This window comes from Kitasatospora sp. NPDC049258 (assembly GCF_040678895.1).
Lineage (GTDB): Bacteria > Actinomycetota > Actinomycetes > Streptomycetales > Streptomycetaceae > Kitasatospora.
Map to the genome: position 1 here is coordinate 253,616 of NZ_JBFAQT010000001.1, position 25,760 is coordinate 279,375.

Annotated in this window: 20 protein-coding genes and 1 tRNA gene; 12 read left to right on the forward strand and 9 right to left on the reverse strand. The window is 72.7% G+C overall.

Annotation, left to right across the window (positions count from 1 at the left end; genetic code table 11):
- Positions 1-277 precede the first annotated feature (277 nt).
- The 5 genes from AB0K43_RS01230 to AB0K43_RS01250 all read right to left on the reverse strand — a co-directional run bounded on the left by AB0K43_RS01230 (position 278) and on the right by AB0K43_RS01250 (position 7,186).
- Positions 278-1,507: an XdhC/CoxI family protein gene (locus AB0K43_RS01230; protein ID WP_363634479.1), complete on the reverse strand. Its 1,230-nt coding sequence runs from the start codon at positions 1,505-1,507 to the stop codon at positions 278-280.
- A 145-nt stretch (positions 1,508-1,652) separates the two neighbouring features.
- Complete coding sequence (locus AB0K43_RS01235) at positions 1,653-3,137, reverse strand: NCS2 family permease (RefSeq protein WP_363634480.1); 1,485 nt, start codon at positions 3,135-3,137, stop codon at positions 1,653-1,655.
- Positions 3,138-3,459: 322 nt separating this feature from the next.
- Entirely contained in the window at positions 3,460-5,820 is a 2,361-nt protein-coding gene (gene pucD / locus AB0K43_RS01240; protein ID WP_363634481.1) for a xanthine dehydrogenase subunit D, read from the reverse strand.
- Complete coding sequence (locus AB0K43_RS01245; RefSeq protein ID WP_363634482.1) at positions 5,817-6,302, reverse strand: (2Fe-2S)-binding protein; 486 nt, start codon at positions 6,300-6,302, stop codon at positions 5,817-5,819. The genes pucD and AB0K43_RS01245 overlap by 4 nt, the downstream gene beginning before the upstream one ends.
- Positions 6,299-7,186, reverse strand: a complete 888-nt coding sequence (locus AB0K43_RS01250) for an FAD binding domain-containing protein (RefSeq protein WP_363634483.1) — start codon at positions 7,184-7,186, stop codon at positions 6,299-6,301. Before AB0K43_RS01250 ends, AB0K43_RS01245 begins: the two co-directional genes overlap by 4 nt.
- Before the next feature lie 459 nt (positions 7,187-7,645).
- On the opposite strand from AB0K43_RS01250, the gene AB0K43_RS01255 reads away from it, so the two are divergent.
- Positions 7,646-9,238, forward strand: coding sequence for a PucR family transcriptional regulator (locus AB0K43_RS01255; RefSeq protein ID WP_363634484.1), 1,593 nt, complete (start codon positions 7,646-7,648; stop codon positions 9,236-9,238).
- On the opposite strand, the gene AB0K43_RS01260 is transcribed toward AB0K43_RS01255, so the two are convergent.
- Positions 9,214-10,275, reverse strand: a complete 1,062-nt coding sequence (locus tag AB0K43_RS01260; protein WP_363634485.1) for a glycosyl hydrolase — start codon at positions 10,273-10,275, stop codon at positions 9,214-9,216. The two genes, AB0K43_RS01255 and AB0K43_RS01260, sit on opposite strands and share 25 nt — an antisense overlap.
- A 245-nt stretch (positions 10,276-10,520) precedes the next feature.
- Between AB0K43_RS01260 and AB0K43_RS01265 the strand changes: the two genes are divergently transcribed.
- Genes AB0K43_RS01265 through AB0K43_RS01275 form a run of 3 tightly spaced genes read left to right on the forward strand, consistent with a single transcriptional unit; the run spans position 10,521 to position 14,624 of the window.
- Positions 10,521-11,015 (forward strand): hypothetical protein, encoded by a 495-nt coding sequence (locus tag AB0K43_RS01265; protein WP_363634486.1) that lies wholly within the window; start codon positions 10,521-10,523, stop codon positions 11,013-11,015.
- A 31-nt stretch (positions 11,016-11,046) separates the two neighbouring features.
- A complete protein-coding gene (locus tag AB0K43_RS01270) occupies positions 11,047-13,203 on the forward strand; it encodes a bifunctional polysaccharide deacetylase/glycosyltransferase family 2 protein (RefSeq protein ID WP_363634487.1) in 2,157 nt (718 codons plus the stop codon).
- A 2-nt stretch (positions 13,204-13,205) separates the two neighbouring features.
- Positions 13,206-14,624 (forward strand): acyltransferase, encoded by a 1,419-nt coding sequence (locus tag AB0K43_RS01275; protein ID WP_363634488.1) that lies wholly within the window; start codon positions 13,206-13,208, stop codon positions 14,622-14,624.
- Between the two features lie 141 nt (positions 14,625-14,765).
- Here the strand turns inward: AB0K43_RS01275 and AB0K43_RS01280 are convergent, their stop codons facing one another.
- On the reverse strand, positions 14,766-15,881 hold the full coding sequence (locus tag AB0K43_RS01280) for an alpha/beta hydrolase-fold protein (protein ID WP_363634489.1): 1,116 nt from the start codon (positions 15,879-15,881) through the stop codon (positions 14,766-14,768).
- Positions 15,882-16,277: 396 nt separating this feature from the next.
- On the opposite strand from AB0K43_RS01280, the gene AB0K43_RS01285 reads away from it, so the two are divergent.
- The 8 genes from AB0K43_RS01285 (at position 16,278) to AB0K43_RS01320 (ending at position 24,015) form a co-directional block, all read left to right on the forward strand.
- A complete protein-coding gene (locus AB0K43_RS01285; protein ID WP_363634690.1) occupies positions 16,278-17,243 on the forward strand; it encodes a substrate-binding domain-containing protein in 966 nt (321 codons plus the stop codon).
- Positions 17,240-18,271, forward strand: a complete 1,032-nt coding sequence (locus AB0K43_RS01290; protein ID WP_363634490.1) for an ABC transporter permease — start codon at positions 17,240-17,242, stop codon at positions 18,269-18,271. Before AB0K43_RS01285 ends, AB0K43_RS01290 begins: the two co-directional genes overlap by 4 nt.
- Positions 18,271-19,053: an ATP-binding cassette domain-containing protein gene (locus tag AB0K43_RS01295; protein ID WP_363634491.1), complete on the forward strand. Its 783-nt coding sequence runs from the start codon at positions 18,271-18,273 to the stop codon at positions 19,051-19,053. The genes AB0K43_RS01290 and AB0K43_RS01295 overlap by 1 nt, the downstream gene beginning before the upstream one ends.
- Positions 19,050-20,162 carry an ROK family glucokinase gene (locus AB0K43_RS01300; protein WP_350635248.1) on the forward strand — a complete coding sequence of 371 codons (1,113 nt, stop codon included), beginning with the start codon at positions 19,050-19,052 and terminating at the stop codon, positions 20,160-20,162. The genes AB0K43_RS01295 and AB0K43_RS01300 overlap by 4 nt, the downstream gene beginning before the upstream one ends.
- 83 nt (positions 20,163-20,245) lie before the next feature.
- Positions 20,246-20,332: transfer RNA gene (locus AB0K43_RS01305), tRNA-Leu, on the forward strand.
- Positions 20,333-20,467: 135 nt separating this feature from the next.
- Positions 20,468-22,255: a gamma-glutamyltransferase gene (gene ggt, locus AB0K43_RS01310; RefSeq protein ID WP_363634492.1), complete on the forward strand. Its 1,788-nt coding sequence runs from the start codon at positions 20,468-20,470 to the stop codon at positions 22,253-22,255.
- Between the two features lie 155 nt (positions 22,256-22,410).
- Positions 22,411-23,214, forward strand: a complete 804-nt coding sequence (locus tag AB0K43_RS01315; protein WP_363634493.1) for an exodeoxyribonuclease III — start codon at positions 22,411-22,413, stop codon at positions 23,212-23,214.
- Positions 23,215-23,391: 177 nt separating this feature from the next.
- Entirely contained in the window at positions 23,392-24,015 is a 624-nt protein-coding gene (locus tag AB0K43_RS01320; RefSeq protein ID WP_363634494.1) for a hypothetical protein, read from the forward strand.
- 36 nt (positions 24,016-24,051) lie between these two features.
- Here AB0K43_RS01320 and AB0K43_RS01325 read toward each other — a convergent pair whose 3' ends face one another.
- Together AB0K43_RS01325 and AB0K43_RS01330 are read right to left on the reverse strand one after the other, a co-directional pair.
- Entirely contained in the window at positions 24,052-24,774 is a 723-nt protein-coding gene (locus AB0K43_RS01325) for a lysoplasmalogenase (protein ID WP_363634495.1), read from the reverse strand.
- Complete coding sequence (locus AB0K43_RS01330) at positions 24,771-25,631, reverse strand: sterol desaturase family protein (RefSeq protein ID WP_363634496.1); 861 nt, start codon at positions 25,629-25,631, stop codon at positions 24,771-24,773. The genes AB0K43_RS01325 and AB0K43_RS01330 overlap by 4 nt, the downstream gene beginning before the upstream one ends.
- Positions 25,632-25,760 lie beyond the last annotated feature (129 nt).

Sequence of the window (25,760 nt, forward strand, 5' to 3'; positions counted from 1 at the left end):
CCGGACTTGCGGATGGCGATCTTCTTCATGCGGTTCACCCCCTTGAGCGGAGACGAGGGACGAAGGACCGCTGAAATGAACGTCCGTTTGACGGACAGTCATTTCGGCTGGCTCAGCATGGCGGTGGCCGCTCAAGCATGTCAACGGATGTGAATGGAGATGTCTCCAGGTTTCATCTCCGATCATGAGGGGAGATGGTCGGAGGGTGCCGGGAGCGCATGGGAAAGCCCGACGCGCTTGGCGCGTCGGGCTGGTGACTATCCGTCAGCCGGGCGGGTCAGGCCGCGTGCGGCTGCGGTACGGGCTGCTCGGCCCCGGCCCCGGCCAGGTCGTGGTGGATCGGTCCGTGGCCCGCCGAGAGCGGCAGGCAGCTGCCGCCGCGGCGGTGGGCGACGATCTCGGCGGCGACCGAGACGGCCGTCTCCTCCGGGGTGCGGGCGCCGAGGTCCAGGCCGATCGGCGAGCGCAGCCGGCCGATCTCGGCCTCGGTCAGGCCGACCTCGCGCAGCCGGGCGTTGCGCTCGCGGTGGGTCCGGCGCGAGCCCATCGCGCCGACGTAGCCCACCGGCAGCCGCAGCGCGCGCTCCAGCAGCGGGATGTCGAACTTGGCGTCATGGGTGAGCACGCACAGCACGGTGCGGCCGTCGATCCGCTCGAGCTGGGAGTCCAGGTAGCGGTGCGGCCAGTCGACCACCACCTCGTCGGCCTCGGGGAAGCGGCGCTCGGTGGCGAAGACCGGACGGGCGTCGCAGACCGTCACCCGGTAGCCGAGGAACTTGCCGATCCGCACCACGGCGGCGGCGAAGTCGATCGCGCCGAACACCAGCATCCGCGGAGCGGGGACGTAGGACTCGACGAACAGCGTGACGGTGCCCTGCCCCTCGTCGCACGGGCGGCCGTCCAGGCCGAGTTCGAGTCGGCCGGTGCGGCCGGCGTCCAGCATCGCCCGGGCCTCGGCGACCGCGGCGCGCTCCAGAAGGTGGCGGGGCGGCGCGGGGCGCACCGGGCGCAGGGCGGTGGGTGCCGCCGGGGCGGTGGTGGAGGGGTCGGGGGAGAGCGAGCCGTGGTGGGAGTCGGCGGTGACCGCCACGGTGGCGCCGAGCAGCCCGGGCGGCCCGGCGATCACCCGGGCGAGGGCGACCGGGGTGCCGGAGGCGATGAAGGCGATGCCGGCGTCCAGCGCCGGGTCGGCGCCGGGGACCACCGGCTGCACGAAGACGTCCAGGATCCCGCCGCAGGTCAGGCCGACCGCGAAGGCGTCCTCGTCGCTGTAGCCGAACCGCTCCAGCACCGGCTCGCCGCTGGCCAGGGCCTCCCGGCACAGCTCGTACACCGCCCCCTCGACGCAGCCGCCGGAGACCGAGCCGATCGCCTCGCCGGCCGCGTCCACGGCCAGCGCGGCGCCCGGGTCACGCGGCGCGCTGCCCGAGACGCCGACCACGGTGGCCACGGCGAAGGACCGCCCGGCGGCGTGCCAGGCGTGCAGTTGCTCGGCGATGTCCTGCATGTCCGGTGCTCCTTACCAGTCCAGTGTGCGCGGTGTACGGAAGCGGCCGACGGGAAGCGGCCTACCTGAAGCGGTGTACGGCAGGTGCCGCGGTACGGGGATCCGATGGCCCCCGTACCGCGGCGGGGCGGGCGGGCGCCCGGGTCTAGTGCACGCCCAGCCAGTCCTTGATCGGGACGAGCGCGAAGTAGATCACGAACACCCCGGTCAGGATCCACATCAGCGGGCCGGGCTCGCGCCACTTGCCGGTGCCGGCCTTGATCACCGTGTAGGAGATGACACCCGCGGCGACACCGGCGGTGATGCTGTAGGTGAACGGCATCAGCACGCTGGTGAGGAAGGCCGGGATGGCGACCTCGCGGTCGGACCAGTCGATGTGCCGGGCCTGGCTCATCATCATCGAGCCGATCACCACCAGGGCGGCGGAGGCGACCTCGACCGGGACGATCGCGGCGAGCGGCGAGAAGAACAGCATCAGGGCGAACATCGCGCCGGTGACGGTGGAGGCGAGGCCGGTACGGGCGCCGTCGCCGACGCCGGTGGCCGACTCCACGAACACGGTCTGGCCGGAGGCCCCGGCGACCCCGCCGATGGCGCCGCCGGCGCCGTCGATGAACAGCGCCTTGGACAGGCCCGGCATCCGGCCCTGCTTGTCGGCCAGGCCGGCCTCGGTGCCGACCCCGATGATGGTCGCCATCGCGTCGAAGAAGCCGGCCAGCACCAGGGTGAAGACCGCGACCGTGGCGCTGATCGCACCGAGGCCCTGGCCGCCGAAGGCGCCGAACAGGTCGACGTGGCCGAACAGGCCGAAGTCGGGGGCGGAGACCGGGCTGCCCGGCCACACCGGGGCGGAGCTGCTCCAGGTCTTGGCGGGCAGGTCGGCGACCGCGTTGACCACGAACGCCACCACGGTGCCGCCGGCGATGCCGATCAGGATCGCGCCGCGGACGTTGCGGGCCAGCAGGACGAAGATCGTCAGCAGTGTGAGGCAGAAGACCAGGACGGGCCAGCCGGAGAGCTCGCCGAAGGCGCCGAGCGAGACCGGGGTCGGGCCGCCGGTGTGCACGAAGCCGGCCTTGACCAGGCCGATCAGCGCGACGAACAGGCCGATGCCGATGGTGATGGCGTGCTTGAGCGGCAGCGGGATGCCGTTCATGATCTTCTCGCGCAGGCCGGAGACGACCAGCAGGACGATCAGCAGGCCGTAGATCACGCACAGGCCCATCGCCTGCGGCCAGGTGGTGTGCGGTACCACCAGCGCGGATATCGCGCCGGAGACCGACAGCCCGGCGGCCACCGCCAGCGGGACGTTGCCCACCACGCCCATCAGGATCGTGGTCACGGCGGCGGCGAGCGCCGTCGCGGTGGTCAGCTGGGCGTGGTCCAGCTTCAGGCCGTTGACGTCGGCCCCGCTCAGGATGATCGGGTTGAGCAGGACGATGTAGGCCATCGCCATGAAGGTGGTCAGGCCGCCGCGGAGCTCGTTGCCGAGGCTGGAGCCCCGGGCGGAGATCTTGAAGTAGGCGTCCAGGAAGTGTCTCGGCGGGGCTGCTGCCGGCGACGAGGTGAGGGGCTCGTCGGTGGCGGGTGCTTCTTCAGTGGTGCCGGGCTCCGTCGGGATCCGGGTCATGTCCACTCCCAAGGTTCAAAGGGGGTTGGGGTGGGCGAGCCGACCTGTGTGCCAGGCATAGGAGCAGGCGCAGGGGGACTGTTCGACTCACGATGTGCACATTCGGGCTGCGCCGGGGGCGCCCCGGCCGCAGGCCGGGGGAGCGTGGTGCGCACCGCTGCAGAGCCCCGGCGTGGGAGAGGCAGCGGGATGGTGCACGTGTGGTGCGTGTGCGGTGCGGGCGAGCTCTTGTGGAGCTCTGGTGGTGCTGCCCCGGGGCGGCGGGGAAGACGGTCGCCGCCCCGGGGAGGTCGGGTGGGGGCCAGAGCTTGTCCGACAATCCCTAGAGCGTGCCGGTGAGGTGCTCCGGTCGGACCGGGATCCGGGTCAGGGCGATGCCGGTGGCCTGTCGGATCGCGGCGACGATCGACGGCGTGGCGGAGACGGTGGGGGCCTCGCCGACGCCGCGCAGGCCGTACGGCGCGTGCGGGTCCGGCAGTTCCAGCACCTCGACCGGGATCGGCGGGGTGTCCAGGATGGTCGGGATCAGGTAGTCGGTGAAGGAGGCGTTGCGCACCTTCCCGTCCCGGACGATGATCTCCTCCATCACGGCCAGGCCGAGCGCCTGGGTGCAGCCGCCCTGGATCTGGCCGACCACCGACAGCGGGTTGAGCGCCTTGCCGACGTCCTGGACGGCGGTCAGCTCGACCACCTTCACCAGGCCCAGCTCGACGTCCACGTCGACCACCGCGCGGTTGGCGCAGAAGGTGTACTGGACGTGGCCGAAGCCCTGCCCGGTCTCCTTGTCGAAGGGGACGGTCGGCCGGTGGTGGTGCTCGCGGGTCAGGTCGATCGCCTCGTCGCCCAGCAGGTCCACCATCGAGATCAGCGGGCCGGCCGTCTCCGAGACCACCTTGCCGCCGGCCAGCGTGATGTCGCGCTGGCTCCAGCCGTAGCGGCGCCGGCCCTTCTCGATCAGTGCCTGCTTGACCGCCTCGGCGGCCAGCTTCACCGCGCCACCGGTCATGTAGGTCTGCCGGGAGGCGGAGGTGGAGCCGGCCGAGCCGACCTCGGTGTTGGCCGGGTGGATGGTGACCTGCTCGACGCCGAGCTCGGTCCGGGCGATCTGGGCGTGCACGGTGACGCCGCCCTGGCCGACCTCGGCCATCGCGGTGTGCACCATGGCGACCGGCTCGCCGCCGATGACCTCCAGGCGGACCCGGGCGGTGGAGTAGTCGTCGAAGCCCTCGGAGAAGCCGACGTTCTTGATGCCGACCGAGTAGCCGACGCCGCGCACGATGCCCTCGCCGTGCGAGGTGTTGGACAGCGCGCCGGGCAGGGTGCGGACGTCGAGGTCGTCGAGGTCCAGCGGCGGCGGCAGCGGCATGTCCTTGACCCGCCGGAGCAGCTCGGCGACCGGGGCCGGCGAGTCGATCTGCTGGCCGGTGGGCATGAAGTCACCCTCCGACATCGCGTTCAACTGGCGCAGCTCGACCGGGTCGATGCCCAGCTCGGCGGCGAGCTTGTCCATCTGGCTCTCGTAGCCGAACGCCGCCTGCACCGCGCCGAAGCCGCGCATCGCGCCGCAGCTCGGGTTGTTGCTGTAGAGCGCGATGGCGTGCATCTTCACGTTCGGGATCACGTACGGGCCGTGGCCGAGCGAGGCGGCGTTGCCCACCACGGCGGGCGAGGCGGAGGCGTAGGCACCGCCGTCCAGCACGATCCGGCAGTCGGCGAAGACCAGCTTGCCGTCGCGGGTGGCGCCGTGCTCGTAGAACATCCTGGCCGGGTGGCGGTGCACATGGCCGAAGAAGGACTCGTCCCGGGCGTAGACGATCTTGACCGGCTTGCCGGTGTGCTGGGCCAGCAGCGAGGCGTGGATCTGCATCGACAGGTCCTCGCGGCCGCCGAACGCGCCGCCGACGCCCGCCAGGGTGAGGCGGACCTTCTCCTCCGGCAGGGCGAGCACCGGGGCCATCTGCTGGCGGTCCACGTGCAGCCACTGGGTGGCCACGTAGAGGTCGATGCCGCCGTCCTCGGCGGGCACCGCCAGGCCGGACTCCGGGCCGAGGAAGGCCTGGTCCTGCATGCCGACCTCGTAGGTACCGCTGACGATCACGTCGGCCAGCGCCCGGACCTCGTCGGTCACGCCGAGGCCGGAGACCAGCTTCTGCTCGTGGCAGATGTTGCCGTAGCCGTGCGACTTGAACTCGTGCGGCTCGTGCACGTAGCCGTGCACCTCGGGGGCGAGGCACTGCTCCTCGGTGACGATCGGGGTGAGCACCTCGTACTCGACCTTGATCTTCTTCACCGCGCGGCGGGCCGTCTCCGGGTGGTCGGCCGCGACCAGCGCGATCGCCTCGCCGTGGTAGCGCACCTTGTCGATGGCCAGCGCCGGCTGGTCCTGGATCTCCAGGCCGTAGAACTTGGTGCCGGGGATGTCCTCGTGGGTGAGCACCGCGTAGACGCCGGGCACCTTGAGCGCGTCGGAGATGTCGACGCTCAGGATGTTGGCACGGGGGTGCGGCGAGCGCAGCGCCATGCCCCAGAGCATGTCCTCGTGCCACATGTCGGAGGAGTACGCGAACTCGCCCTTGACCTTGAGGTTGCCGTCCGGACGCAGCGGCGAGCCGCCGATCCCGTCCTTGCTGGCCTGTCGGATCTCCTGGAGGTTCTTCTGACCCTGGATCGTGCGAGCACTCATTCCGAGACCGCCTTCGCGCACTTGCGGGCGGACGCCAGCCGCACCGCGTCCATGATCTTCTCGTAGCCGGTGCAGCGGCACAGGTTGCCCGACAGCGCCTCGCGGATGTCGTTGTCGCTGGGCTGCGCATCGTTGTCCAGCAGCGCGTCGGTCTGCACCAGCAGGCCGGGGGTGCAGAAGCCGCACTGGACCGCGCCGGCGTCGATGAACGCCTGCTGGACCAGGCCCAGCTCGCCGTTCTCGTCGGCCAGGCCCTCGACGGTGCGGACCTCGCGGTCCTGCACCTGCCCGGCCGCGACCAGACACGAACAGACCGGGGTGCCGTCCAGGTAGACCGTGCAGGAGCCGCACTCGCCCTGCTCGCAGGCGTTCTTGGAGCCCGGCAGGCCGACCCGCTCGCGCAGCACGTACAGCAGGCTCTCGCCCTCCCAGACGTCGTCGGCCTCGACCGGCTTGCCGTTGGCGGTGAACGTCACCCTCATGCCGCGCTCCTGATCTGCTTGCTGTAGTCGTTCCACGTCCAGGTGAGCGTGCGGCGGGCCATCACGGCCAGCGAGTGCCGGCGGTAGTCGGCGGTGCCGCGGACGTCGTCGATCGGGGAGGCGGCGGCCTTCACCAGCTCGCCGAACTGCTGGACGACCTCGGCGCCCAGCAGGTCGCCGGACTCCCACAGGCCCCGCTCGGCGAGCACGCCCTGGAGGTACTCCTCGGCGGCCACGGCGCGGCGCGGCGTCGGCGCGGCCGAGCCGATCCCGGTGCCGACGGTGCCGTTCTTGGGGTGCAGCGCGAAGCCGAACGCGCAGACCGCGATGACCATCGCGTTCCGGGTGCCGATCTTCGAGAACTGCTGCGGGCCGTCCGCCACCGGGATGTGGACGGCGCGGATCAGCTCGTCCTGCTCCAGCGAGTTGCGCTTCACGCCGACGTAGAACTCGTCGATCGGGATCAGGCGGGTGCCGCGGACCGAAGCGGCCTCGACGAACACGTCGCGGCCGGCCGCCAGCAGCGCGGGGTGCGCGTCGCCGGCCGGCGAGGCACCGCCGAGGTTGCCTCCCACCCCGCCGCGGTTGCGGATCTGCGGGGAGCCCACCGTGTGGGAGGCCAGGGCCAGACCCGGGAGCGGACCGGACAGCTCGTTGATGATCCGGGTGTACGGCACCGCGGCACCGAGTCTCACCACCTCACCGTCGTTCGACCATTCGGTGAGCTCGGTGATGCGGTTCAGGTCGAGAATCGCGGATGGCCGGTGCACGTCGAAATTCATCTCGACCATGACGTCCGTGCCACCCGAGATCGGCAGCGCGGTCGGGTACTCAGCCTTCGCCGCGAGTGCCTCGTCCCACGTAGCGGGCCGAAGGAACTCCATGCGGGTGTCTCCTCAAGTCGTCGCCTACCGGAACGGTCGGGCACAGTGCCCCGAACTCGGCGGCTCGCCCGTTCGGAGGCGGCCACCCCGAGTTCTTACCCTCGGATTTCGGACTCTGCTACCGCTCCGTTGCCGGAGCGTTGAGTCCTGGTCACCGGGGTGTGTCCGGCGGCGTGTGGCCAGTGAACCGCTGACGGCCCACCCGTAGGCAGTCACCGATGGCATGAAGCCCCGGCGGTGGTGCTGCCCGGCATCCTGTACGTTCCTCTAACGAGGGCAATCGCCCAGCCCAAGCGGTTACGGACCGCTCGGTACGACCGTAATCCGGCCGTGACGGCGACGCTACGACCCCGTGACCCGGGCACCCGTTGAGACGTAACGCCGAGGCCATTCGCTGGGGCACACTGTGAGCCCCCACATCCCACCCGACCCCCACCCTCCAGACGAAGGAGTCTGCGGATGCGTGTCCGTGACCTGCTCGCCCCCAGCACCTTGGGGCTGCGGCTGCTCGCCGCCGAGGACGAGCTCGACCGGCAGGTCAGCGGTGTCATGACCACGGACCTGCACGACCCGGGCCGCTACCTGCACGGCGGCGAGCTGGTGCTCACCGGCATGCTCTGGCGCACCGCGCCGGAGGACTCCGAGCGGTTCGTCCGCACCATCGTGGCCGGTGGGGCGGTCGCGCTGGCGGCGGGCGAGGCCGAGGTCGGCCCGGTGCCGGGCGACCTGATCGACGCCTGCAAGCGGCACCGGATGCCGCTGCTGGCGGTGCCCGACGACATCGCCTTCGGCGCCGTCACCGAGTTCGTCGGCCGCCAGGTCTCGGCCGACCGGGCCGCCGACCTGGCCGCCCTGGTGGACCGGCACCGGATGCTGGTCTCCGCCGCCGGCGGCGGTGGCCTGGACGCCGTCCTCGACCTGCTCGGCGGCGACCTCGACCTGGACTGCTGGGTGCTCACACCCACCGGCCGGGTGATCGCCGGCCCGGCCGACCGGCTCTCCGCCGAGGACCGCGACCAGCTGGCCCGCACCCATCTGGCCGCCCAGCGCCAGCGCCGCCGCCCCCCGCACCGGGCCCGGCTGATCTCCGGCTCGTACTCGCTGCTACCCGCCGCCGCCGACCCGGCCGCGGAGAGCCCGCTCGCCGACTGGGTGCTGGCGGTGGCCGGCGACGTCACCGAATGGACCGGCAAGCGCCAGCAGCTGGCCGAGAACCTGGCCCGGCTGGTGGCCGCCGAGCGGATCCGCCGGGACGAGGGCCGCCGGCTGCGCCGCCGGCTCGCCGACGAGGTGCTGACGCTGCTGCAGCGGGACGCCGACCCGGCCGAGATCAGCCGTGCGCTGCACGCCTCCTCGGCGATGGCCGTGCGCTACGAGGGCGCCCGGCCATCGCCGGCGGCGGGGGAGGGCACCTGGCTGGTGCTCAGCGCGGAGAGCACCGGCCTGCCCGACGGCGCACTGCGTTCGATCATGGAGGAGGCCCTGGCCGACACCTCCGACCGCGCCCTGGTGGCCGGCTCCGGGAGCACCGCGGTCGGCGTGCTGCCCGCCATGGACGCCCCGGTGCCCGCCGACGCGCTGCGCGAGCTGCTCGCCCCGCTGGAGGCGGGCCTGGGCTCGGAGGGCCGGATCACCGTCGGGGTCTGCGCCCCGGCCGCCGAGGCCGGCGGCCTGCGCGGCGCGCTGGAGGAGTCCCGGCACGCCCGCCGGATCGCCGCCGCCCGGGTCGGCCGGGTCTGCGTGGCCGGCCCCGAGGAGCTCGCCTCGCACGTGCTGCTGCTGGCCGCCGTCCCGGACGAGGTCCGGCGGGCCTTCCGCAGCCGGCTGCTGGACCGGGTGATCGGGTACGACATCGAGCACCAGGCCGACCTGGTGCGGACCCTGGAGGCGTTCCTGCGCTCGGACGGCTCCTGGACCCGCTGCGCCGCCCAGCTGCACGTGCACGTCAACACGCTGCGCTACCGGATCGGCCGGATCGAGGAGCTGACCGGGCGTGACCTGTCCCGGCTGGAGGACCGGGTCGACTTCTACCTGGCGCTCGAACTCGCCTGAGGGCCGCTCAGCGGGTACCCGAAGCCCCGCTCGGCGGCGGCCTTGGTGACCGCCGCCGCCGCGGCGGCGGAGCTGTCCACCCGCCAGTCGGTCAGCTGCGAGCTGCCCGGCCACTTCTTCTGCAGGTCGTACCAGACCAGGCCGATCAGCCCGTCCGTCCCGGCGGCGCCGGTGAACAGGTCGGCGATCTGGGCGGTCTTGCGCGGGCCCTCGGCCACCCCGGTCTCGGTGATCAGCAGCGGCTTGCGGGAGAGCGTGCGCAGCACCTTCACGGTCGGGGCGAACAGATGGCGGTAGTCGGCGCCGTCCTGCGGCCCGTAGTAGCCGACCAGGCCCAGCCAATCGACGTACTCGTCCCCGGGGAAGTACGGCGGCAGCGCGGTGGGAGCCCCGGAGTCGGTGACGTGGGGTGCCCACACCCAGAGCACATTGGTCGCCTTCCGGTCGCGGAACACGTCGTGGACGTGCTGCCAGGCCCGGACGTAGTCGTCGGCGGAGGCGTGGCCGGGCCCCCAGGGGTTCCAGGGTCCGTTCATCTCCTGGGCGAAGCTGATCGCCAGCGGCCCCTGGTAGGACCGGACCTGGTCGGCGAACCGGCCGAGGTAGTCGTCCTGCGAGCCGGAGGCGATCGCGGGGAGCGCCGTGCCGGTCGGGTCCCAGGAGAGCAGCGGCAGCTGCCCGTGGCGCCACAGCTTGGTGTTCTCGTCCGGGTCGAAGTCGTCGCCCCACTCCTGGTAGTACTCCCGCAGGTCCGGCTGGTGCCCGGCCTTCGCGGCGAACGCGTTCACCGGGTCGAGGTCGTCGGGCGAGCCCGCCGAGGCCACCCCGAGCAGCCGGCCGCCGGGGCTGCGCAGCGCCGAGACGTCGTACGGCGCCGCGGGGGAGGGCGAGGCCGCGGTGCCGGAGGGCGCGGCGGCGTCGGTGCCGGCGGGGGTGCCGGTGGAGGTGCAGGCGGTGAGCAGCAGCGCGGCGGACGCCAGCAGGAGGGCCGGCCGGGGCAGGCGGGGTGCGCGGGCTGCGGTGGGGCGACTGATCACGGGTGGCCGTTCCTGAACGGGTTCCCCGGCCGGCTGCGGCCGAGCGTTCGGGCATCCTACGAGGTCGCCGAGTGTGAGCGCGCAGAGGGGGGCCGGACGTGGACCGACGATTTCGATCAGGTCACGGGAGACGGTCAGAACCACCCAAACCGAACATTGATGCCAATTCAGGGAGCGCTGGTGCACTACGGTCCCTATGACATCCCCGCGGTCTGCGCTGGTCCCGGAAAGGCCCGATCACTTCAGTGGCACCTTCACTCCTGCGGTCCGGCCGCCGTGAACGCGCGGTCGCGGTTCCCAGTGCCGGCCCGGCGCCGGTCTTCGTCGACCAGTCGGGCACCCGCGGGCGCCGGATGCGCGGTGTCGGCTGGCTGATCGGCGTGCTCACGGCGGTGCTGGCGGCCACCATGACCACCGGCCTGGTCGGCATGCAGTCGCAGGCACCGGCCCTGCGGATCCCGGTCCAGCCGACCCCTGGCGGCGCGGAGCCCGGTGCGTCCGCGCTCCCGGCGACCGTCCCGAGCGCCTCGCTCTCCCCGTCCCCCGCCACGTCGGGCTCGGCGTCCTCGCGGTCGGCGACCCCTCCCTCCGGCAAGGCCACCGGGCGGAGCTCCGCGACCGGCTCCGCCTCGGCCACCGGAAGCCGGGCCACCGCTCCGGTCGCCGGCAAGACCACGATCGCCCCGCCGGGCGCAGCAGCCACCCACACGGCTGCGACCGCCCGGTCCGGCAACCACTGACCCGCGTCACCGCCCGGCTCCAGGAACCGCCATGTCCCGCCATCAGCGCCCCAGACAGTCCGCCCGCCGGTCACGCCGCCTCGCCGCCCCGCCACTGAGGTTCTTCCTCCCGGTGACGGTGCTGGTCTTCCTGCTCGCCCTGCTCGTGCTGCGCGGCATGGCGACCAACGAGGTGTTCCACGACAACCAGATCGCGGTGTCGGTGGACAAGACCACCGTGCCGCCGAACCTGCTCACCGGCGGTCCGATCGTCGACGCGCGGGGCAAGCTGAACAACGCCCCGGTCAGCTACTCGATACCCGACCGGACCGTCGTCCTGAGCTTCGACGACGGTCCGGACCCGGTCTGGACCCCGAAGATCCTCGCCCTGCTGGCCGAGCACCACATCCACGCCAGCTTCTTCGTCACCGGCGCGATGACCGCGCGCCACCCGGACCTGATCCGCCAGATCGTGGCCGGCGGCCACGAGATCGGCCTGCACACCTTCACCCACCCCGACCTGGCGCTGCAGTCCCGCACCCGGCTGAGCTGGGAGCTGGGCCAGACCCAGCTCGCCCTGGCCGGCGTCGCGGGCGTGCACAGCTCGCTGTTCCGTCCGCCGTACTCCTCCACCGCGGACGCGCTGGACGACTGGACCTGGCCGGTGGTGAAGGAGGTCGGCCAGCGCGGCTACCTGACCGCCTTCATCGACGCCGACACCGACGACTGGCAGCGGCCGGGCGTGGACTCCATCGTCCGGACGGCGATGCCCAAGCAGCCGGGCAAGGGCGAGATGATCCTGCTGCACGACGCGGGTGGCGACCGCTCGCAGACCGTCGCGGCGCTCTCCCAGATCATCGACAAGCTGGAGGCCCAGAACTACCGGTTCGCCAGCATCGGCGAGGCCCTGGGCTCCTCCAACACCACCGTCCCGGTGCACGGTTACCAGCTCTGGGCCGGCCGGGCGTTCATCGCCGGCACCCAGCTCGCGGTCAACGTCCTGCCGTGGCTGATCGACCTGCTGGCCGTGGTCGGCGTGCTGGTGTTCGGCCGCTTCGCGCTGATGATCGTGCTGGCCACCCGGCACGTCCGCCGGACCAGGCGGGCGGACTTCGGCTGGGGGCCGCCGGTGACCGAGCCGGTCACCGTCCTGGTGCCGGCGTACAACGAGCGCGAGTGCATCGCCAACACGCTGAACTCGCTCGCGGCCAGCGACCACCCGATCGAGATCATCGTGATCGACGACGGCTCCACCGACGGCACCGCGGACATCGTCGAGGAGATGAACTTCCCGAACGTCCGGCTGCTGCGGCAGCCGAACGGCGGCAAGCCCGCGGCGCTCAACAACGGCATCGCCAACGCCTCCCACGACATCGTCGTGATGATGGACGGCGACACCGTCTTCGAGCCCTCCACCGTGCGCGAGCTGATCCAGCCGTTCGCCGACCCGGGCGTCGGCGCGGTCGCCGGCAACGCCAAGGTCGGCAACCGGGACACCCTGATCGGGGCCTGGCAGCACATCGAGTACGTGATGGGCTTCAACCTCGACCGCCGGATGTACGACACGCTCAACATCATGCCGACCATCCCCGGGGCGATCGGCGCCTTCCGCCGGGCGGCGCTGCTCGAGGTCGACGGCATGAGCGACGACACCCTGGCCGAGGACACCGACGTCACGATGGCGCTGCTGTGCCAGGGCTGGCGGGTCGTCTACGCGGAGAACGCCCGGGCCTGGACCGAGGCGCCGGCCTCCATGCAGCAGCTCTGGTCGCAGCGCTACCGCTGGAGCTACGGCACCATGCAGGCGATGTGGAAGCACCGGCACGCGGTCCTCGACCGCGGCCCGGCCGGCCGGTTCGGCCGGGTCGGCCTGCCGGTGGTCACCCTGTTCGGCGTGATCACCCCGCTGCTGGCGCCGCTGATCGACCTCTTCCTGCTGTACGGCGTGCTGTTCGTGGACGCCTCGCGCACGCTCTCGGCCTGGCTCGCCGTGCTGCTCGTCCAGGGGGCGCTGGCCTGGTACGCCTTCCGCCTGGACAAGGAGAAGCCCTGGCACCTGGTGACCCTGCCGATCCAGCAGGTGGTCTACCGGCAGCTGATGTACCTGGTGCTGCTCCAGTCGTCGATCACGGCCCTCACCGGCGGCCGGCTCCGTTGGCAGAAGTTGCGGCGCACCGGTGAGGTCGCGGCACCGATCGTGGAGGTCTGACGATGCCCGCTCCCACCGAGCCGCGCGGGCCGGTCGGCTTCGACGCCTTCCGGCGCCTGCCGCCGCCCCAGGACGAGACGATGCAGTTGCGGGTCCTGCGGCCGGGCGAGGCCGAGCGGGGCGGCTCCGAGGACGCCTCGGTGGCCGCGTCGGTGGCCGCCTTCGAGGCGGCCTTCGCCGCCAAGGACGCGGTGGCGCCCGCGGCGGGCCCCGAGCTGGTCGCCGACCCCGAGGCCGGGCCCGACCTCGAGGCCGAACCCGCCGCCGAGGCGCCGGTGCGCCGCAAGAGCGGCCGGGACCGTTACCTCGACCTGCTGCGCGCCCTGGCGCTGGTCCGTGTGATCCTCTACCACAACTTCAGCTGGGGCTGGCTGCCGCTGGCGTTCCCGTCCATGGGCGTGATGTTCGCGCTGGCCGGCTCGCTGATGGTCCGCTCGCTCAGCCGGCCGGCGCTCAGCGTCATCCGCGGCCGGCTGCGGCGCCTGCTGCCACCGATGTGGCTGTTCGGCGCGGTGCTGACCGGCTTCATGCTGCTCGACGGCTGGGGGCCGAACTCCGAGGGCCACCCGGGCTGGTGGTGGGGGCACCTGGCGTTCTGGGTGCTGCCGCTGAGCAACCCGCCGTACGGCGCCGACCTCTCCGGCTTCCACGGCATGCTGGAGCACAGCTGGGCCGAGAACGTCGCGGTGCCGCTCTGGTACCTGCGCGCCTACCTCTGGTACGTGCTGCTCTCCCCGCTGATGCTGCGCTGCCTGCGCAAGCAGCCGCTGCTGACGGTGCTCGCCCCGCTGGCCCTGTCGTGGCTGATCAACTCCGGGCTGTTCAGCCATGACGGCAGGATCGGCGAGGCCGCCACCGACTTCACCACCTTCGGCGCCTGCTGGCTGCTCGGCATGGCGCACCAGGAGGGCATCCTGCGCAGGATGCCGCAGTACCTCGCGCCCTCGCTGGCCCCGCTGATCATGGTCGCCGGGCTCTGGTGGCTGCTCAGCCGGCCGATCGAGGACCCGACCCTGATCGGGGACCTGGAGAGCGTGCCGTTCGCCCAGGCGATCTGGTCCTTCGGCTACGTCCTGCTGCTGCTCCACCTCAGCCCGTCCTGGGAGACCTGGCCCCGGCCGCTGGAGCGCTGGGACGGCTGGATCACCCTGCTCAACGCCCGGGCGGTGAGCGTCTACCTGTGGCACGTCCCGGCGCTGACCCTGGCCGTCCCGATCATGGACAACCTGTGGAACATCGACTTCCTGTTCGACCACGGGCAGTGGCTGCTGCGCAGCCACTGGACCCCGCTGCTGATCGCGCTGCCGCTGCTGGCCGGGCTGGTGCTCTGCTTCGGCTGGATGGAGGACCTGGCGGCCAAGCGCTCGCTGCGGCTCTTCCCCTACCCCCGGCGCTCCCGGGGCCGGCGCCGCGCGGCCTGACCCGCCGATGAGAACGGCCCGCTCCCGGGTGAACCGGGGGCGGGCCGTTTCGGCTTGCCCTGCGCGTCGTGCTGGCCGGTCGGTGCTGGACCGGTGGCAGTGCTGGACCGGTGGCAGTGCTGGTCGGTCAGTGCTGGTCGGTCAGTGCTGGACCGGGATGACGCCGGTCAGCCACTTGAACATGTCGGGGACCATCGGCCGCCAGACGTCGCTGGCGTGCGGGCCGGTGGTCTCCACCGCGGTGACGGTGGTCGGCGCCTTCGCCGCCTGCTTGAACGCCAGCGCGTCCTCGTAGCCGTCGCCCTTGTTGCCGCTGACGAACAGTGCGGTCTTCGGCGGGGTCTGGGCGTTCTTGAGGATGTTCAGCGGGTTGGACTTCTCCTTGAGCGCCGGGTCCTTGGCGGTCAGCGAGTGCGGCTCCAGCCCCGGGTCGTTGTAGCCGGAGAGGCTGACGCCGGCCCGGTAGCGGTTGGGGTGCTCCAGGGCGAGCTTGGCCGCGCAGTGGCCGCCGGCCGAGTAGCCGGCCACCGCCCAGCGGTCGGCGGACGGGTCGGCCCGGAAGTTGTCCAGGACCATCTGCGGCACGTCCCGGGAGAGCCAGGTGTCCGCGTTGACCTTGCCCGGGACGTCCGCGCAGCCGGTGTCCACCTCGTCGCCCAGCAGGTTGGTGCGCGGCGACACCAGGATGAACGGCGCCACCTCCCCGCGCTCCATCATCGGCTTCAGCTGCTCGGAGACCTTCAGCGTGCCGTACCAGGTCTTGGACGAGCCCGGCCACCCCGGCAGCAGCTCGACCACGGGGAAGTTCTTGTCCTTGTACGCCGGGTTGTTGTACTGCGGCGGCAGCCAGACCAGCACCTCGCCGTCGACCCCGGACAGCTCGCCCTTGAGCTCGGTGTGCTGCACGTCGGCCGGCACCTTCGGGTCGCCGACGCCCTTGAAGGACTGGATCACCTTGGCCCGGGTCTTGTTGTCCGAGCCGGGCCCGTTGTCCGCCGGGACCTTGGGGATGGCCCGCACGTGCTCGCCGGTGCCGAGCAGATCGTCCCAGTTGCCGTAGATCAGGTTGGCGTTGTTGACCATGACGAAGACCGTCGTGACAGCCGTGACCTGGCAGAACAGGATCATGGCGAGTCTGGACAGGACCTGCACGGGCTTGGGCCCGCGCACCCGCCCCCAGAGCAGCAACGCCGCCGCGATGGAGATCGGCACGAGGAAGATCGTGACGATGAGGAAGGGGGTGCCAGTCAGTTGCATGAAGGTTTTCTCGTATCCGGGTTTGCGTTCGCCGCGGGCTTCTGGGCGCCCGAGACGGGCTCCGAAGGATCAGACGGGGTGGGACGGGCGATCAGTTGCTGGGTGGACCCTGAGAGGAACATCACATTTCTGTGAGCTTCCGCCAAGCAACCACCCAAGTCTGCCACCCGACCGGACCAGCATTTGGATCGGACCCGATCCTTCCCCGTGCCCGTCCCGAGCTGGCCGAACACCGCCCGATCGGCTGGTGCTCCGTCAGCGCGTCTCACCCGGGCGGCCCTACGCGATCTCGACCCGCCGCCCTGCGGCGCCGACACTGGTAGCCATGGCCGGGCGAACAGGGTGGAGCGTCACAGTGCGGGCACGGACGAGGTGAGGGCGCGGACGGCGACGGTGCTGCTCGTGCTGCTCCTGCTGGCCACCGCCTGCAGCAGCACCGGGGGCCGCCGGGCCGAGCAGGCCAGGGCGCGGTCGGCCACGGCCGGCGGCGCGGTGGACACCCCGCGCTGGAAGGTCGCGATGGTGACCCACGCCGGGGCCGGCGACTCCTTCTGGGACACCGTCCGCAAGGGCGCCGAGCAGGCCGCCGCCAAGGACAACATCACCTTCCTCTACTCCAACGACGCGCAGACCCAGAACCAGGTCCAGCTGGTCCAGGCCGCGATCGACCAGCGGGTGGACGGGCTGCTGGTCACGCTGGCCAAGGGCGAGGCGATGGCCGAGGTGCTGGGCAAGGCCGCGGCGGCCGGCATCCCGGTGATCAGCATCAACTCCGGCCAGGAGTTCTCCGCCCGGTTCGGCGCGCTCACCCACATCGGCCAGGACGAGTCCACCGCCGGCCAGGCCGCCGGCCGCGCACTGGCCGGCCGCTCGCGCACCGCGGTGCTCTGCGTGATCCACGAGCAGGGGAACATCGGCCAGGAGCAGCGCTGCTCCGGTGCCCGGTCGGCCTTCGGCGGCACCTTCCAGACCCTGTACGTCGACGGGGTGAACCTGCCGGACGCCCGGGCCGCGATCACCGCCAAGCTCCAGGCCGACCCGTCGCTGGACACCGTGCTCACCCTCAGCGCCCCGCTGGCCGCCACCGGCCTGCAGGCCGTCCAGGACGCCCGCCGCCCGGTCGAGCTGGACACCTTCGACCTGGGCACCCAGGTGGTGGCCGGACTCCAGGCGGGCACCGTCGGCTTCGCCGTCGACCAGCAGCCCTACCTCCAGGGGTACGAGGGCGTCGACCTGCTCTGGCTGTACCGCTACAACCTGGACGTGCTCGGCGGCGGCGGCCCGGTGCTCACCGGCCCGCAGGTGCTGACCAAGGAGGACGCCGCCGCGCTCGCCCAGGACGTCGCCCGGGGCACCCGGTGAGCGCCCCGGCCGACCTGCTGGCGGACGGCCGGACCCGCCGGCACCGGCTGCTCGCCCGGCCGGAGTTCGGCGCCCTGCTGGCGGCGGCCGCGGTGTTCGTGTTCTTCGCCCTGACGGCCGACAGCTTCCTGCGGCTCTCCTCGCTGGGCACCGTGCTCTACGCGGCCTCCACCATCGGGATCATGGCGGCGCCGGTGGCGCTGCTGATGATCGGCGGCGAGTTCGACCTCTCGGCCGGCGTGCTGGTCACCACGGCCGCGCTGACCTCCTCGATGGTCTCCTACCAGCTCACCGCCGTGACCTGGGTCGGGGCGGCGGTCTCGCTGGCGGTGGTGCTCGCGGTCGGCGCGTTCAACGGCTGGATGCTCGCACGCACCCGGCTGCCCAGCTTCATCGTCACCCTCGGCACCTTCCTGATGCTGACCGGCGCCAACCTGGGCGTCACCAAGCTGGTCTCCGGCACCGTGAGCACCAAGCCGATCGGGGACATGCAGGGCTTCGCCTCCTGCCGCTGGCTGTTCGCCTCCGAGGTCACCGTCGGCGGGCTGACGGTCCGGGCCACCGTCTGGTGGTGGCTGGGGCTGGTCGCGGTCGGCAGCTGGGTGCTGCTGCGCACCCGCTTCGGCAACTGGGTCTTCGCGGTCGGCGGTGACGCGGCGGCGGCCCGCGCGGTCGGCGTGCCGGTCGCCCGCACCAAGACCTGCCTCTACCTGGGCGTCGGCTTCTGCGCCTGGGTGCTCGGCCAGCACCTGCTGTTCTCGTTCGGCACCGTGCAGTCCGGCGAGGGCGTCGGCAACGAGCTGATCTACATCGTCGCGGCGGTGATCGGCGGCTGCCTGATCACCGGCGGGTACGGCTCGGTGGTGGGCTCGGCCCTGGGCGCGCTGATCTTCGGGATGGTCAGCAAGGGCATCGTGTACGCCCAGTGGGACCCGGACTGGTTCAAGTTCTTCCTGGGCGCGATGCTGCTGCTGGCCGCCCTGCTGAACTCCTGGGTCAAGCACCGGGCCGAACTGGGGAGGGCCTGATGCCGCTGCTGGAGCTGGCCGAGGTCGGCAAGTGGTACGGCCCGGTGCGGGCGCTGGAAGGGGTCTCGCTCACCGTGGCGGCCGGGCGGATCAGCTGCGTGCTGGGTGACAACGGGGCCGGCAAGTCCACCCTGATCAAGATCATCTCGGGGCTGCACCAGCACGACGAGGGCCGCTACACGGTGGCCGGCCGCGAGGTGCGGCTCGGCTCCCCGCGCGAGGCCCTCGACCTCGGCATCGCGACCGTCTTCCAGGACCTCGCGGTCGTCCCGCTGATGCCGGTCTGGCGGAACTTCTTCCTCGGCGCCGAGCTCGGCTCGCTGCGCCTGGACATCCCCCGGATGCGGGCCGTCGCCCGCGACGCACTGGCCCGGATGGGCATCGAGCTCGCCGACGTCGACCAGCCGATCGGCACCCTCTCCGGCGGCCAGCGGCAGTGCGTGGCGATCGCCCGGGCGGTGCACTTCGGGGCGAAGGCGCTGATCCTGGACGAGCCGACGGCCGCGCTCGGCGTCAAGCAGTCCGGGGTGGTGCTCACGTACGTGGCCGCCGCGCGGGAGCAGGGCCTCGGGGTGGTCCTGATCACCCACAACCCGCACCACGCCTACCTGGTGGGTGACCACTTCACCCTGCTGCGAAGGGGGAAAATGGCGGGTAGCCACCCGCGCGCGGAGATCAGCCTCGAACGGCTCACCACCGAGATGGCGGGCGGTTCGGACCTGGCCGAGCTCAGCCACGAACTCGGCCGTCCCGACGACCCGAAGGAGCGTCCACCCCAGTGACCACCCCGAACGACAGCGCGCGGCCGCCGGTCCTGCCCACCCTGTTCGGCCTCGGCCCGCGCGGGGCCGACCGCCGTCGGCGCACCCTGCCCGCCGGGGTGCTGCGACTGCCGACCATCGGCGTCGACATCGGCGGCACCAAGGTGGTGGCCGGGGTGGTGGACGGCGAGGGAAGGGTGCTGGACCGGGTGCGGACCGAGACCCCGGACAAGAACAAGAGCGCCCGGGTGGTCGAGGACGTCATCGTCGAGCTGGTGCTCGAGCTCGCCGACAAGCACGATGTGCACGCGGTGGGCGTCGGCGCGGCCGGCTGGGTGGACGCGGACCGCTCCCGGGTGCTCTTCGCCCCGCACCTGAACTGGCGCAACGAGCCGCTGCGGGACGCGCTCAGCGAGCGGCTGCGGTTCCCCGTGGTGGTGGAGAACGACGCCAACGCGGCCGCCTGGGCGGAGTGGCGGTTCGGCGCCGGGCGGGGCGAGGACCACATGGTGATGATCACCCTGGGTACGGGCATCGGCGGCGCGGTGGTCCGCGACGGCTTCGTCGACCGGGGCAAGTACGGGCTGGCCGGCGAGTTCGGCCACATGCAGGTGGTGCCCGCCGGGCACCGCTGCCCGTGCGGCAACCGGGGCTGCTGGGAGCAGTACTCCTCCGGCAACGCGCTGGTCCGCGAGGCCCGCGGGCTGGTGGAGGAGGAGTCCCCGGTGGTCGAGCCGCTGCTGGCCAGGGCCGGCGGCACGGCGGCCGGGATCACCGGCCCGCTGGTCACCGAGGCGGCCCGGGACGGCGACCCGGTCGCCATCGAGCTGCTCTTCGAGGTCGGGCACTGGCTGGGCGTCGGCATCGCCAACCTGGCGGCCGCGCTGGACCCCGGGCGGTTCGTGATCGGCGGCGGCGTCTCGGAGGCCGGCGACCTGCTGCTCGCCCCCGCCCAGGAGGCCTTCCGGCGCACCCTCACCGGCCGGGGCTTCCGGCCCGAGGCCGGCATCGTGCCCGCCGCCCTGGGCAACGAGGCCGGCCTGGTCGGCGCGGCCGACCTGGCCCGCCAGGTGGCCCGCCGCTTCCGCACCGTCAAGCGCCGCCGGGCCGAGCGGGCTTCGCTGCGGTAGCCGCGGGCCGGCCGGCAGGGAGCCGGCAGGGGGCGGTGCGGGGGGCGCCCGCGGATCGGGTAATGTTCTCCACAAGCACTCGGGCGCGGGTGGCGGAATAGGCAGACGCGCTGGATTCAGGTTCCAGTGCCCGAAAGGGCGTGGGGGTTCAACTCCCCCCTCGCGCACCACACAGGCCGGTCGGATTTCTCCGACCGGCCTTGTCGTTTGCCGGGACTACTGGCCGGTAGTGCGACGATGCGCGGTTGTCCTGTCCACCACAGGTGTGAAAGAACGGGAAGCTGACGCCGCCTCAGGAGGTCCGTATGAGAGTCCTGGCCCGTTCCGTACCCGCCCTGGCCATCGCCGCCGCCCTGGTCTGTGCCGCGGTCACCCCGGCCACGGCCGCCGCGCCCCCACCGAAGACCCCTGAGGCCACCGGCTACGGCGGAGCCGTCGCCAGCGTGGACGCGGACGCCACCGCCGCCGGCATCGAGGTGCTCCGCAACGGCGGCAACGCGGTGGACGCGGCGGTCGCCGTCGCCGCCGCGCTGGGCGTCACCGAGCCGTACTCGGCCGGCATCGGCGGTGGCGGCTACTTCGTCCACTACGACGCCCGCACCGGCCGGGTCAGCACCCTGGACGGCCGGGAGGTCGCCTCCCGCCGCTCCGACGAGACGCTGTTCCTGGAGAACGGCAAGCCGCTGGCCTTCGCCGACGCCGTCACCAGCGGGCTGTCGGTCGGTGTCCCCGGCACCCCGGCGACCTGGGAGAAGGCGCTGCAGCTCTGGGGCACCCGCTCGCTCGGCGAGGTGCTGCGCCCGGCCGAGCGGATCGCCGACCGGGGCTTCACGGTCGATCAGACCTTCCAGGACCAGACGGCGCTCAACCGGGCCCGCTTCCAGGACTTCCCGGCCACCCGGCAGCTCTTCCTGCCGAACGGCGCGCTCCCGGTGGTCGGCTCCCGCTTCCGCAACCCGGACCTCGCCGCCACCTACCGCGAGCTGGGCCGCAAGGGCACCGACGCGCTCTACCGCGGCCCGATCGGCGCCGACATCGTGCGCACCCTCCAGCACCCGCCGGTCGACCCGGCCTCCGGGCGCAACGCCCGCCCCGGCCAGGTGACCACCGCCGACCTGGCCTCCTACCAGGCACTGGTCCAGCAGCCCACCAAGGTCGCCTACCGGGGGCTGGAGGTGAACGGCATCGCGCCCTCCTCCTCCGGCGGCACCACCGGCGGGGAGGCGCTCGGCATCCTCGCCCACAGCGACCTCGCCACGCTGGACGACACCCAGTACTACCACCGCTTCCTGGAGGCCAGCCGGATCGCCTTCGCGGACCGCGGCCGCTGGGTCGGCGACCCGCGCTTCGTCCAGGTGCCCACCGCCCAGCTGCTGTCGCCGGCCTTCGCCGCCGCCCGGGCCTGCCTGATCGACCCGGACCACGCGCTGACCAGCCCGCTCGCCCCGGGCGACCCGTACCACCCGGCCGCCTGCGCGAGCAGCGGGCCGGCCGTCGCCGAGAGCTACGAGGGGCCCAGCACCACCCATCTGACGGTCGCCGACCGCTGGGGCAGCGTGGTCTCCTACACCCTGACCATCGAGCAGACCGGCGGCAGCGGCATCACCGTCCCCGGCCGCGGCTTCCTGCTCAACAACGAGCTGACCGACTTCTCCTTCGCCCCCGCCACCCCCGGGGTGCCCGACCCCAACCTGCCGGGCCCGGGCAAGCGGCCGCGCTCCTCGATCTCGCCGACCATCGTGCTCAAGGACGGCCGGCCGCTGTTCGCCACCGGCTCGCCCGGCGGCTCGACCATCATCACCACCGCGCTCCAGGTGGTGCTCGGCCGGATCGACCGCGGCCTGACGCTGGAACAGGCGATCGCCGCCCCGCGCGCCAGCCAGCGCAACACCGCCGCGACCAGCGCCGAACCCGCCTTCCTGGCACTGCCCGAGCGGGCCCGGCTGGAGGCGCTCGGGCACGTCTTCGTGGACGGCGGGGAGATCGGCGCGGCCACCGGCGTCGAGCGGCTGCCGGACGGCCGCTGGCGGGCCGCGGCCGAGCCGGTCCGGCGGGGTGGCGGCTCGGCCGCCGTGGTGCGGCCCAGCCGCTGACGGACCGGCGGCCGACGGCCCGGCGCCGGGCTGAGCCTGCCGGTGTTGTCGGTGCCGGACGGTATGTTCGGGGTGGGTGCCCGGTGGTCCGCCCGCGCGGGCCGGTCCGGGCGCCCACCCCCTCGTTCCGTACCACCCCGGGAAGGCCGCCAGCCGTGACAGTCCGCATCGCCACCTGGAACATCAACTCCGTCACCGCCCGGCTGCCCAAGCTCCTGGAGTGGCTGGAGAGCGCCCGGCCGGACGTGCTCTGCCTCCAGGAGCTGAAGTGCTCCACCGACGCCTTCCCGTACGAGGCGGTCAAGGAGCTCGGCTACGAGACGGCCGCGCACGGCACCGGGCGGTGGAACGGCGTCGCCGTCGTCTCCCGGATCGGCCTGGACGACGTGGTGCGCGGCCTGCCCGAGCAGCCGGGTTACCTGGCCGACGGCGCGCTGCTGCCCGAGGTCGAGCCGAGGGCGATCGGCGCCACCTGCGGCCCGGTCCGGGTCTGGTCGGTCTACGTGCCCAACGGGCGCGAGGTCGGCCACCCGCACTACCAGTACAAGCTGGACTGGCTTGCCGCCCTGCGCGAGACCGTCCTGGCGGACGCCGCCGGCCCCCGCCCGTTCGCCGTGCTCGGCGACTACAACGTGGCGCCGACCGACGAGGACGTCTTCGACGTGGCCGCCTTCGAGGGCCTCACCCACGTCACCGCGCCCGAGCGCGCCGCCCTCGCGGCCCTCGCCACGGCCGGCCTGCAGGACGTGGTGCCCCGCCCGCTGAAGTACGACCACCCGTACACCTACTGGGACTACCGCCAGCTCGCCTTCCCCAAGAACCGGGGCATGCGGATCGACCTCACCTTCGCGAACAAGGCCTTCGCCGACGCGGTGACGGACAGCTACGTCGACCGCGAGGCCCGCAAGGGCAAGGGCACCAGCGACCACGCGCCCGTGGTGGTCGATCTCGACCTCTGAGCCGCCCGCCAGGGCCGGCCACCCGGTGACGCACCGTGACGGTATGGACCCGAACGGGCTCCGCCGGGTGGCCGCCCGGCGTGGCGCTGCCTAGCGTCGCGGGTAACCAGGTGTAGCTGTTCGATCACGCGGACGTCGGAGTCCGCCCGCTGCACCGGAGAACCTTGGAGGTACGGCATGCGCCGCACGTGTACGGCCGCCACAGCCCTGCTTGGCGCGACCACCCTGCTCGGCCTCGCCGGGCCGGCTGCCCAGGCCAAGGACGTCGCACCCGCCTGGGTCAGCCCGGCGGAAGGTGCCCCGGGCCAGACCGTGACCGTCAGCGTCACCTGCGACACCAGCTCCGTGAAGACCGTCACCGCCGCTTCGCAGGCCTTCACCGGTGGCTCCGCCACCCTCACGGTCGGCCCCGACGGCAAGTACAGCGGCCCGGCCAAGCTGGTCGCCCAGCAGGACCTGGTCGGCACGGTGAAGAAGGCGCTCCAGGGCAACTCCTGGGGCATCGACGGCAAGTGCCCCAACGGTGACACCTTCACCGGCGCGGTGGCCGTCACCGGCTCGGGCTCCTGGGGCGGCGGCACGCCTTCCGAGGGCTACAAGCCGTCCGCCCAGCCCGCCCAGTCCGTCCGGCCGGCCCAGCCCGCCGAGCCGGAGGAGCCGCACGGGGCGGTCAAGACCGGCCTCGGCGGCTCGATCCACACCGACGGGCGGGAGCTCGCGGCCGGCGGCGTGCTGGTCGCGGCCGGCATCGCGGGCTTCTGGCTGCTGCGCCGCCGGCCCGCCGACGGGCAGCAGTCCTGATGCCCGGACAGCCGACCCCTGCTCAGCGCCCCGTGGTCACGCCGGGGCGCTGAGCCGTGCGCCGGCTGCGCCGGTGTACTCGTCCCCGGGCTTGTCCGCCTCCTCCCCGGTGGGCTCCAGGGCCCCGAGCGCGCCGGTGGCCAGCAGGTACTGGGCGGCGATGTAGGTGGACATGATGAGCAGCTCGTGGCCGGGCAGCTCCTTCCAGCCGGCCAGCCGGGTGGCGATCAGGGTGTCCGAGAGCAGGAAGAGCGCTCCGCCGAGGCCCGTCCGCCAGCCCCGCCCGGCCGAGGTGACGGCGGTGGAGGCGAGCAGCAGGCTGTAGCCGGCCACCGGGATCTTCAGGTCGCCGAGGTCCGGCCAGAGCTGACCGATCATCGTGGCCCAGGCTGCCGCGTAGGCCGCCGCGACCAGGGCGGTGCGCCGCCGGTCGTCGAGCGCGCCCTGCTGGACGAACATCGTCACATAGCAGACGTGCGCGGCCGCGAAGGAGCCCATCCCCGCCAGGAAGGCGGTGTCGTCCCCGAGTTGGAGCGCCACGTCGCCGCCCGCGCTCAGCAGCAGGGCCGGCGCCAGCAGCTTGGGGGCCTGCGGGCTGCGGGCCAGGGTCTGCGCCGCGAGCAGCGGCATCAGGGCCGGCTTGGTGGCGTGCCGGAGCACGGAGGCACCGGTCGCGATCGCGCCGAGGTGGACGGCCGAGGTGGCGGCGAAGCCGGTCAGCAGGCCGCGGGCGGTGCGCAGGCGTCGGGTGATGGTCATACGGCGGTGCCCTCCGGGCGGTCGGTGGCGCCGGGCTGCCAGCCCGGCCCCTTGATGAGGTGGCGTACGCGGTCGCCCCAGCCGGCGGCGCCGGCGATGTCGCGGGCGATCGCCACGTACTCGTGGGTGGCCACTCGCAGCGGGTTGTAGGTGTGCAGGTTCTTCGTCAGGCCGTACACCGGCCTGGTGGTCTCCGGGGTGAAGCTGCCGAACAGCCGGTCGAAGACGATCAGGATGCCGCCGAAGTTGCGGTCCAGGTAGCCGCCCTGCGAGGCGTGGTGCACCCGGTGGTGCGAGGGGGTGTTGAAGAGGAACTCGACCGGCCGGGGCAGCCGGTCGATCCGCTCGGTGTGGATCCAGAACTGGTAGACCAGGTTGACCGAGGAGCAGAAGGCCAGCGCGGCCGGGTGGACGCCGGCGGCGACCATCGGCAGGTAGAACACCCAGTTGGTGGCGCCGGTCCAGGGCTGCCGCAGTGCGGTCGACAGGTTGTAGTGCCGGCTGGAGTGGTGCACCACGTGGCAGGCCCACAGGATCCGGATCACATGGTGGCCGCGGTGCGCCCAGTAGTAGCAGAAGTCCTGGGCCAGCAGCATCAGCGGCACCGTCCACCAAAGCACCGGCACCCGCAGCGGGGTCAGCTCGTACAGCGCCGAGTAGATCGCCAGGATCGGGATCTTCCAGCCGGCGTCGAAGAACAGGCTGCCCAGGCCCATCCCCAGGCTCGTCCCGGTGTCCCGGGCGGCGTAGCCCTGCTCCTCCTCGTCCGGGTGGAACCGGTAGGAGACCAGCTCCACCACGGTGAGCAGCACGAAGGCGGGTATCGACCACAGCACGACGTCGGGCAGGTTCGGCATGTCCGTGACGATAGGGGACCGCGCCCGAGCTGCGGAAGTGCTTGTTACCGGCGCGTACCCGCCCGGGCCGCTCCGGCGCCGGGCAGGCGGGCACGCCTGCGGCGGGCCGGGGCCACCGTCTAGTCTGGT

Excerpts from the sequence above, each read along its gene's own strand:
- AB0K43_RS01230 (WP_363634479.1), bottom strand. The coding sequence starts at position 1,507 with ATGCAGGACATCGCCGAGCAACTGCACGCCTGGCACGCCGCCGGGCGG.
- AB0K43_RS01235 (WP_363634480.1), bottom strand. The coding sequence starts at position 3,137 with ATGACCCGGATCCCGACGGAGCCCGGCACCACTGAAGAAGCACCCGCC.
- pucD (WP_363634481.1), bottom strand. The coding sequence starts at position 5,820 with ATGAGTGCTCGCACGATCCAGGGTCAGAAGAACCTCCAGGAGATCCGA.
- AB0K43_RS01245 (WP_363634482.1), bottom strand. The coding sequence starts at position 6,302 with ATGAGGGTGACGTTCACCGCCAACGGCAAGCCGGTCGAGGCCGACGAC.
- AB0K43_RS01250 (WP_363634483.1), bottom strand. The coding sequence starts at position 7,186 with ATGGAGTTCCTTCGGCCCGCTACGTGGGACGAGGCACTCGCGGCGAAG.
- AB0K43_RS01255 (WP_363634484.1), top strand. The coding sequence starts at position 7,646 with ATGCGTGTCCGTGACCTGCTCGCCCCCAGCACCTTGGGGCTGCGGCTG.
- AB0K43_RS01270 (WP_363634487.1), top strand. The coding sequence starts at position 11,047 with ATGTCCCGCCATCAGCGCCCCAGACAGTCCGCCCGCCGGTCACGCCGC.
- AB0K43_RS01275 (WP_363634488.1), top strand. The coding sequence starts at position 13,206 with ATGCCCGCTCCCACCGAGCCGCGCGGGCCGGTCGGCTTCGACGCCTTC.
- AB0K43_RS01280 (WP_363634489.1), bottom strand. The coding sequence starts at position 15,881 with ATGCAACTGACTGGCACCCCCTTCCTCATCGTCACGATCTTCCTCGTG.
- AB0K43_RS01295 (WP_363634491.1), top strand. The coding sequence starts at position 18,271 with ATGCCGCTGCTGGAGCTGGCCGAGGTCGGCAAGTGGTACGGCCCGGTG.
- ggt (WP_363634492.1), top strand. The coding sequence starts at position 20,468 with ATGAGAGTCCTGGCCCGTTCCGTACCCGCCCTGGCCATCGCCGCCGCC.
- AB0K43_RS01320 (WP_363634494.1), top strand. The coding sequence starts at position 23,392 with ATGCGCCGCACGTGTACGGCCGCCACAGCCCTGCTTGGCGCGACCACC.
- AB0K43_RS01325 (WP_363634495.1), bottom strand. The coding sequence starts at position 24,774 with ATGACCATCACCCGACGCCTGCGCACCGCCCGCGGCCTGCTGACCGGC.
- AB0K43_RS01330 (WP_363634496.1), bottom strand. The coding sequence starts at position 25,631 with ATGCCGAACCTGCCCGACGTCGTGCTGTGGTCGATACCCGCCTTCGTG.